This is a genomic window from Flavobacterium sp. UBA4854 (assembly GCF_002399805.1).
GTDB lineage: Bacteria > Bacteroidota > Bacteroidia > Flavobacteriales > Flavobacteriaceae > Flavobacterium > Flavobacterium ginsengisoli.
In genome coordinates this window covers 2752-10917 of the sequence record NZ_DHEI01000054.1, presented here as the reverse complement: position 1 = coordinate 10917, position 8166 = coordinate 2752, and the positions used below count along the sequence as shown (strand labels likewise).

At 31.6% G+C, this 8166-nt stretch carries 10 protein-coding genes and 1 pseudogene; 5 read left to right on the top strand and 6 right to left on the bottom strand.

Translation table 11 applies throughout. From position 1 onward, the window contains the following. On the top strand, nt 1–456 hold a 456-nt coding region (locus B3J44_RS07990), incomplete at its 5' end, for a DUF1003 domain-containing protein (RefSeq protein ID WP_286967649.1). Nucleotides 457–469: 13 nt separating this feature from the next. On the opposite strand, the gene B3J44_RS07985 is transcribed toward B3J44_RS07990, so the two are convergent. Then, nucleotides 470–736 (bottom strand): DUF2752 domain-containing protein, encoded by a 267-nt coding sequence (locus tag B3J44_RS07985; protein ID WP_286967719.1) that lies wholly within the window; start codon nt 734–736, stop codon nt 470–472. A 125-nt stretch (nt 737–861) separates the two neighbouring features. On the opposite strand from B3J44_RS07985, the gene B3J44_RS07980 reads away from it, so the two are divergent. Continuing rightward, a complete protein-coding gene (locus B3J44_RS07980) occupies nt 862–1035 on the top strand; it encodes a hypothetical protein (protein ID WP_198857127.1) in 174 nt (57 codons plus the stop codon). 1 nt (nt 1036) lies between these two features. Next, nucleotides 1037–1588, top strand: coding sequence for a Smr/MutS family protein (locus tag B3J44_RS07975; protein ID WP_286967647.1), 552 nt, complete (start codon nt 1037–1039; stop codon nt 1586–1588). Between the two features lie 149 nt (nt 1589–1737). Here the strand turns inward: B3J44_RS07975 and B3J44_RS07970 are convergent, their stop codons facing one another. Then, nucleotides 1738–2724: a hypothetical protein gene (locus B3J44_RS07970; RefSeq protein ID WP_286967645.1), complete on the bottom strand. Its 987-nt coding sequence runs from the start codon at nt 2722–2724 to the stop codon at nt 1738–1740. Between the two features lie 87 nt (nt 2725–2811). Between B3J44_RS07970 and B3J44_RS07965 the strand changes: the two genes are divergently transcribed. Then, nucleotides 2812–3936 (top strand): cysteine desulfurase family protein, encoded by a 1125-nt coding sequence (locus B3J44_RS07965; RefSeq protein ID WP_286967644.1) that lies wholly within the window; start codon nt 2812–2814, stop codon nt 3934–3936. A gap of 162 nt (nt 3937–4098) precedes the next feature. Here B3J44_RS07965 and B3J44_RS07960 read toward each other — a convergent pair whose 3' ends face one another. The 3 genes from B3J44_RS07960 to B3J44_RS07950 all read right to left on the bottom strand — a co-directional run bounded on the left by B3J44_RS07960 (nt 4099) and on the right by B3J44_RS07950 (nt 7055). Further along, nucleotides 4099–4659: an L-threonylcarbamoyladenylate synthase gene (locus tag B3J44_RS07960; RefSeq protein ID WP_286967642.1), complete on the bottom strand. Its 561-nt coding sequence runs from the start codon at nt 4657–4659 to the stop codon at nt 4099–4101. 117 nt (nt 4660–4776) lie between these two features. After that, nucleotides 4777–5940: an acyltransferase family protein gene (locus B3J44_RS07955; RefSeq protein WP_286967641.1), complete on the bottom strand. Its 1164-nt coding sequence runs from the start codon at nt 5938–5940 to the stop codon at nt 4777–4779. A 152-nt stretch (nt 5941–6092) separates the two neighbouring features. Further along, on the bottom strand, nt 6093–7055 hold the full coding sequence (locus B3J44_RS07950) for a hypothetical protein (RefSeq protein WP_286967638.1): 963 nt from the start codon (nt 7053–7055) through the stop codon (nt 6093–6095). 60 nt (nt 7056–7115) lie between these two features. On the opposite strand from B3J44_RS07950, the gene B3J44_RS07945 reads away from it, so the two are divergent. Beyond that, entirely contained in the window at nt 7116–7883 is a 768-nt protein-coding gene (locus B3J44_RS07945) for a lipopolysaccharide kinase InaA family protein (protein WP_198857134.1), read from the top strand. On the opposite strand, the pseudogene B3J44_RS07940 reads toward B3J44_RS07945, so the two are convergent. Continuing rightward, a pseudogene (locus B3J44_RS07940) lies at nt 7864–8166 on the bottom strand (glycosyltransferase family 2 protein); the annotation flags it as partial. The gene B3J44_RS07945 and the pseudogene B3J44_RS07940 overlap by 20 nt on opposite strands.

Genomic DNA, 8166 nt, shown 5'->3' with positions numbered 1-8166 from the left:
TTAAAAGAAGATAAATCGATTGTTAGTATTGTTGAAGACGAAGAAGAAATTAGAAGTTTAGGGCAAAAAGTAGCCGATAAAGTAGCCGATTTTGGAGGAAGCTGGACTTTTATCATTTCTTTTGTGGTTTTTATTTCGTTATGGATTGGCGCAAATGTTTATATTTTCTTGAATAAAGGCTTTGATCCATATCCGTTTATTCTCTTAAACTTAATTCTTTCCTGTGTTGCCGCTTTGCAGGCACCTGTTATTATGATGAGTCAAAATCGTCAAGAAGAGAAAGATCGCAATCGTGCTAAAAAAGATTATATGATCAATCTGAAATCGGAATTGGAGATTAGATTAATTCACGATAAAATTGATCATTTGATTATGCATCAGCAGCAAGAATTAATCGAAATTCAGAAAGTTCAAATCGAGATGATGAATGATATTTTGAATCAGATTAAGAAATAAAAAAGCAAAAAACTCAGAAATAAAAGTGTTTGAAATAATATCCGCCGAGCATAAAAATGAAATTTACGATAGCAACGTTCCAAATGATTTTTTTGTAATTTCTGGATTTATCCAAGAAATGAAATGCTGCAAAAACGAATAATAAAAGGCAGGTAAAAATGGCTGGATACATTTTAAAAGCGGCCCAAAAATCACCTTGAAAAAGTAAGAATAAAGAGCGCTGAAATCCACATCCTAAACAGTCATAACCAAAGACAGTTTTGAACAGGCAAGGGATCATATATTTCTCTAAACTCATGAAAGATCTTTTTGCAATTTTACTAAAAAAATATGACAAACGTTTCGAGCAGTATAGGAGTAGTACTTGAAAGTTTCCTATTTTTGAAATCTTAAAATGTAGAAAGGATGAAAACTTTTAAAATTATAATAATGATTCTGGCTATTTCGGTTGCGTTTTACGAGCAGGTTTCAGAAGAAAAAAACATCTATATCATGATTGCTGCAATTGTGGTTTTTATGTTTGGAATGATGCAATTGAGCGCAAAAACGCCAAGTAAAAATAACGATAAAGAGGAGTAGGATGCTTGTAAAAGGAGATAAGGTTTCTGTACTTGATGAAGCCATAAACGGAACGGTAGTTTCGGTTAAAAATAACGAAGTTTTGATTGAAACTGACGATGGATTTTCGATGACGTTTTTAGTCAAAGAATTGCTTAAGATTCAAGATACCAGTAATTTAATGAATTCTATTAAAAGAATAGATTTAGATGAAGTTTCAAAAGAAAAAACAGAGCCAAAACCACGAAGTTTTGTCAAAGAAAAGAAAGATAAACGTGATGTGGGCGTTCCAGAATTTGATTTGCACATAGAAAAATTGGTTCCAAATAAACGCGGAATGTCGAACTATGACATTTTAACTTTACAAACGGAAACTGCAAAAAGACATATCGAATTTGCGATTAGAAATCGCATTCCGAAAATTGTTTTTATTCATGGTGTGGGTGAAGGAATTTTGAAAGCTGAGCTTGACTTTTTACTTGGCCGTTATGACGGAATTGACTTTCAGGATGCCAATTATCAAAAATATGGTCTAGGAGCTACTGAAGTTTATATAAGACAAAACAATAAATAAGAAAGCTTTTTTTGAAGTAAAAAAACATAACAATAAAGTATAAAAAAACGTCTGTTTTTTGAAATGATTTTAAGATTAAATCAGGACAAAAAACAGACGTTTTTTTGTAAGAATTATTTTTATGAATTTCTCTCTAGAAATCTATACTTTTAGTTAGCAGATCGTTCAATTTTTCCAAGAAGGAAACTGCTTCCAAGTTTAAAGTGGCTATTTCCTTTTTGTAGAATTACATTTTTAAGTACAATTGTGTGCTCATAAACTTGTCCGGTTAAAGTAGTGGTTACCTCAATAATTCCGCTCTGATTTGCTACACCAAGTTTGCCTGTCCATGTTTCGTCGATTACAGGAGAAGCTGGCTGTACTTTAGCACAAACAAAAGCCGGAGTGATAGATCCCGTTTCTGCTTTTGCAGTTCTGTAAAAGATTTTATTTTGAGTAGCCGTTATCAAACTTGTTCTTGGCTGCCCGCTAGGTGTAGGATCGTTAACAAGCAATGTTGGATCGATATCATCAATTGACAAATAGAACGAATTGTTATAATTATAGACTCTGCTAGCTTCATCACACTCATAGGCTAAACCATTTGGGTTTGTTTTAAAAGTTAAATTGGCCGGTGTTACAGTTGTTGTATAAAGTCCAAACTGAAAATCAGGCTGTTCTGTTTGCGTACCTGCAGGTTTTTGAAAAGATATATTCTTAAAAACAATGCTATGCGTATATCCTGTAACTCTTGAACCATCGTCAGTGGTATTTGGTTTTTCGTTTTGAGTAGTTGCAATTTCAATTGTACCGCCTATTCCAAGCCATTCTTCAGTTACTTTTGGTGTGCTTGGCGGTATTAAACCACAAATGTTATCTTTCGATACGGCTCCATCATAAGCTCTGTAAACAACACGATAGGTACTCGAGTTAATAGTGTAACTGTAAGTTGAAGAATCATTAACAATTGCTCCTTCTGGCATTTGCAATAAAAGTGCTTCCTGATTTTTTAGCTTATAAATCAGGGTATTAGTTGTAGGGTCGCAGGCTTGAGATTCCTCAATATCCGAAAAGTCTATTTTGTCTACAGTTAAATCTCCATCATCACATCCATTCAAGAAAAGTGCAAATAATAGGAGGGCAGCATATTTTTTCATCGTAAAATTTATTTGTGTCAAAAATAGTGAAAAAATTGCCAAATGATATTTAAGATTTGACAATTGATATTTCTTAACTTTGCAGTAATGAAAAAAGTATACCTAGATAATGCCTCAACAACTGCAATGCGTCCTGAAGTAATTCAGGAAATGACTAAAATAATGCTTGAAGATTACGGAAATCCGTCGTCGACACACAGTTTTGGGCGAAATGCTAAAACAATATTGGAGCTTTCGAGAAAGAGTATTGCAAAACATTTAAACTGTACTGCTCAAGAAATAATTTTTACATCTGGAGGTACTGAAGCCAACAACTGGATTCTGCGCTCTTCTGTTGAAGATTTGAAAGTAGAAAGAATCATTACTTCAAAAATTGAACACCATGCTGTTTTGCATACTGTTTGGGCGCTTCAAGAAGAATATAATATTCAGGTGGACTACGTTAATGTAAATGCAGACGGAAGTTTGGATTTAACGCATTTATCCAATTTATTGGCCGAAGAAAAAAAGACTTTGGTGAGTTTAATGCACGTAAATAACGAAACAGGAACTATTTTAAATTTAGATCGCGTAAGTTTGATTTGCAAGCAATATAATGCTCTGTTTCATTCAGACACAGTTCAGTCGATAGGTAAAACTGAAATCGATTTGCAAAAGACTCCTATTGATTTTATTTTGGCTAGTGCGCATAAGTTTCACGGGCCAAAAGGTATCGGATTTGCTTTTATTCGAAAAAATTCTGGTCTACAACCGTTGTTTTTTGGCGGAGAACAAGAAAAAGGTCTTCGCGCAGGAACTGAGGCCGTGCATCAAATTGCTGGTATGGCAAAAGCTTTATCTATTTCGTATGCAAAACTAGAAGAAGAGAGAGCTTATATTTTAGGTCTGAAAAATTATCTGATAGAACAATTTGAAATTCATTTTCCTGATTTTAGAATCAACGGAAAAAAAGACGATTTCTATAATCTTATCAATGTCATTTTACCTTTTTCATCAGATAAAACTTCGATGTTGCTTTTTAGTTTGGATATGAAAGGGATTGCAGTTTCTAGAGGAAGCGCTTGCCAGTCTGGAAGTATAAAACCTTCTCATGTATTAAACGAAATGCTTTCGGAGACTGATTTAAAATTGCCAAATCTCCGAATTTCATTTAGCCATTATAATACAAAAGAAGATATCGATTGGCTGGTTGAGAGTTTGAAAACGATCTAAGCTACTAAGGTTCTGAGATTCTAAGTTTTTAAACGCGGAGTGCGCTAAGTAATTGCGCAAAATCCGTTAAGATTCTTTTAAAACCATTAAAATAAAAAAGTTCGCAAAGTTTGTTTTGATAAAGCTTTGCGAACTTTTTTTATACTCGATTTTCAATAAAAGCTATTTGCGAATAACTTTTACCTGCGAATCGTTTGTTAATTTGATTATTGTAGAAGATTTTCCGTTTATTTTGTCTTGATTTAATTTTACTACATAATCAACGCCATTAATAATCTCTGGGCTAATATCTTTAAAAGCAATTGGCGTAGGTTGTCCTGAAATATTTGCAGAGGTCGAAACCAAAGGTTTTTTCATTCTTTCCATCAATTTATAGCAAAAAGGTTCTTTTACCAGTCTTACCCCAAGAGATTTGTCGGCAGCAATAATATTTGGAGCAACGTTTCTGGCGTCATCAAGAATCAAAGTAGTTGGTTTGTCTGATAGCTCCCAGATTTGCCACGCAACTTCAGGAATGTTTTTAAATACGTTATACATCATCTTTTCGCCATTCATTAAAACAATCATGCTTTGTGTTTCTGCGCGCTGTTTTAATTTATATATTTTAGCAACGGCTTCAGCATTTGTAGCATCACAGCCAATTCCCCAAACAGTATCTGTCGGATATAAGATTATGCCACCGTTTTTAATTACTTCGTATGCGTTGATGATTTCCTCGTTCATTTTACAAATTATATTTTAAGATTACAAAGTTATAAATTTTACTTGTAATTGTTTTTTATAGTATTTGTAAATAGAAAATCTATTGTGTTTTGAAGTCGTTTTGTAAAAACTAGATGTTTATGATTTTACAGAAGAAGATTTTAATTTTACTTTCGCTAATTCCATCAATGGATGTTCGATGTGCTTAAATGTCAATTGGCTAATAAAAATTAACGGAAAAACGGATAAGGCAATAACAGACCAAAATTCATTATCTGTCATTTTTTTTGCTTCTTCAAATCCGATAACAAAATAGAAAATGACAAATAACAAAATGCCATGCAATAAGTAAATGCTATAAGTTATTTGTCCAAATTTTCTTGAAAAGGCACTTGATAAAATTCCAAAAAAGCTATTTCCGGAAGCAATTATTATAAATACAATTGAAGTGATGATGATTGGGATTGGTCTTCTTCCACTATCGAAAAAATAAACCGAGCACACAAGTAATGAAATAGCAAGAAAAGTATATTTTTTTTGCTTTAAAACTGTTCCAAAAATGTTTTTTTTGATTACCAAAGCCGCAATAATACCTCCAAGAAATGGAAAGAAATGTCTTAAAGAAGAACCATTAATAATCATTATTAGAGCCGCCACTGCAGTAAAAGATAAAATGATTTTATAGTTTACTTTAATCTTGAAAAATAATGCAATAAGAGGCAATAAAAAGTAGAAGACCCATTCATACGGCAGCGTCCAAGTGATGCCAGCATTTAACAAAAAGCTATCTTCTAGTCCATTGATATTTAATCCTTTTTTTACATTGAAAAATATCCATGAAAGTATGGTTAGAATGTTTTCTGAGAATGGAACTTTTGACTTAAAATTTGTTAGATAACCAGCAATAAAAAATATAATACCAACAGAAAAAAGATACATCGGGAAAAGTCTGTATAAACGAGCAGTGATATATGCTGACCAGTTAATTTCTTTGTTTTTGCTATTTATTAATTTTAGAGTAAAAAGAAAAGCAGTAATTACAAAGAAAAAAGCAACAGTTGTTTGTCCAAAATGGTTAAAGAGATTTGAAATAGGTTCATTCCATTCGCCACTTTGAAGAAAGAATCTCCAGATATAACTATGATGCAAGAAAACAAAAAATGCTAGATAACCTCTTAAGCCATCTATTTCTGGATAGCGAACATCAAGTACCTCTATTTTTACTAATTTATTTGTTACTAGTACAGAAAAAATTAAAGCAAACGCTATGAGGATTGAATAAACACTAAAAGTTAATATCATTTTTTGAGGAAACAATTTTTTGTTGTGGTATTTTTAACTAATTTTTTAAACTTTTGCAAACATACTAAACGAGTTTTGAATGCAAAAATTTTACGGTTAAAATTATCTTAAATAAATTGAATCCTACACTCTTGACTTTTAAAGTCAAAAAGTTATAATGTGCTGTCTTTTAGAATAACATGATTTGTCCAACCTTTTAGCGTGTACTTTTCTAGAATTGAATCTGGTATTTTTTCATACTCATTTTCGAAAAATTCCATTGGTATAATAGGATTCTTTTCGTCAATTATTAAAATATTGTTAGGGTTATAAAAATCGTAATTTTTGATATCGACATTTGTGGTTATAAGTTTTTTCTCTAGACCCAAACTTTCAAAAACTCTAAAAGTAAGTCCGCTTTGGCCAAGTCGGTTAATGTCCAAAAGTACTTTCGAACGATTAATATAATCATTTACTTCGCTTAAAGGCATGTGACTTTTTATATAGGTAATGTTTTCGTCATTGTTTTTTTGCTTTTTATCGTAAATGATAAATTTAAATTTTGAATTCTGAGAAGCTAAATTGGCAGCAATTCTTTTTAATATTGGAAGTCTTTTGTCAATTGAGCTGATATTGAAAACGTCATACTCAAATTGATTTTCATTTGTTGCATTTTCTGAATTGTAGATCCAATTTGAGGCAAATTTTAAATTGAAATTTGCACAGTCTTCTTTTTCGAAAGAATAAACTTCATCAAAACAATGAAGAACTCGTTTGATTTTGGGACAGCGATACGTATTGTCATTAAAAAATCCGATAGATTTTTTTGTATATTTTTTAAATTCTAAAATACTTTCAGGAGTTATAAAGTCACCTTTTATGGTCAAAATAACATCTTGAGTTTGGCTATTCTTTTTTAATGCATTGATAATTTCTTTTCCGTAATGCTGATGCTTCAAATTCGTTTTGAAAAATGCTTTTAACACAACATTGTACACTTTATGAAATACAGAAGGGTATTTGTATTTAAAAGCATTGAAGTCTATATGGCGAACCGTGTGTCCTTGTTTTTCTAAGTCTACGGCTATATGTTTGTTAAGTCCCCAGTTGTCTAAACTTATAAGAGTGATATGCATTATCTTCGAAATAGTTTTTATTAGTTGGTAAAACTAGCTAAATTTGCGGAAACAATTTTTATGATTTTAAGATTAAATCGCGGATATGAAAAATTTGAAAATATTCTTCTTGAATATATTCGTTTTTTTAATACAAAAGGAGAAGACTTTGTAATTGGCCAGCGCAATCAGATAAAGCTTTTTGATTTAGATGATAAAAAAATAAACATAAAATCGTTTAAAGTTCCGCACTTTATTAATAAAATCGCCTATAAATACTTCAGAAAATCAAAAGCTAAACGTTCTTTTGAGTTTGCAAATAAATTGTTGGAATTGGGTGTAGGAACTCCAAAACCTATTGCATTTGCTGAATTTTCTTCAATAATTGGTTTAGAAAAAAGCTTTTATGTAAGCGAACAGCTTGAATGCGATCTTACCTATAGAGAATTGGTAGAAATTCCTGATTTTCCAGACCGCGATAATATTTTGAGGCAGTTTACTAAATTTAGTTTCGATCTTCACGAAAAAGGCATTGAATTTTTAGATCATTCGCCAGGAAATACTTTGATAAAAAAGAATGCAAGCGGAAATTATGATTTCTTTCTAGTGGATTTGAACAGAATGGAATTTCATAATGAAATGACTTTTGAAATGCGTATGAAAAACTTATGCCGCTTAACTCCATTAAAAGAAATGGTGGCGACGATGAGTAACGAATATGCTAAATTTTATCTTAAACAGCCTGAAGAGAAGATTTTCGAAACTCTATGGAAAGATACTTCAGATTTTCAAGAGAAGTTCTATAGAAAAAAACGCCTGAAAAAGAAGCTTAAATTCTGGAAGAAGTAAGCTTTCTTAATTCTTTGTAGCGAATATAAACGCTGTAAGCATTCAAATAACATATTGTAAAGCCTTTTTGTCCGTCCAGAAAACCAAAACGTATAATAAGTTGGTATAAAAAAGTGTATAAAGGATGGAACAACTGCATTAATAAATATGGTTTTATCCCTTTTGCAAATTTTTCGTTGGCTTTAAGAATTCCGTAATTGTGCATTTTCGATTTGTAATCTTCATAAGAAGAGTACGAAAAATGTATGATTTTGTGTTTTAAAGTAGAAATTGATCCGTTTAC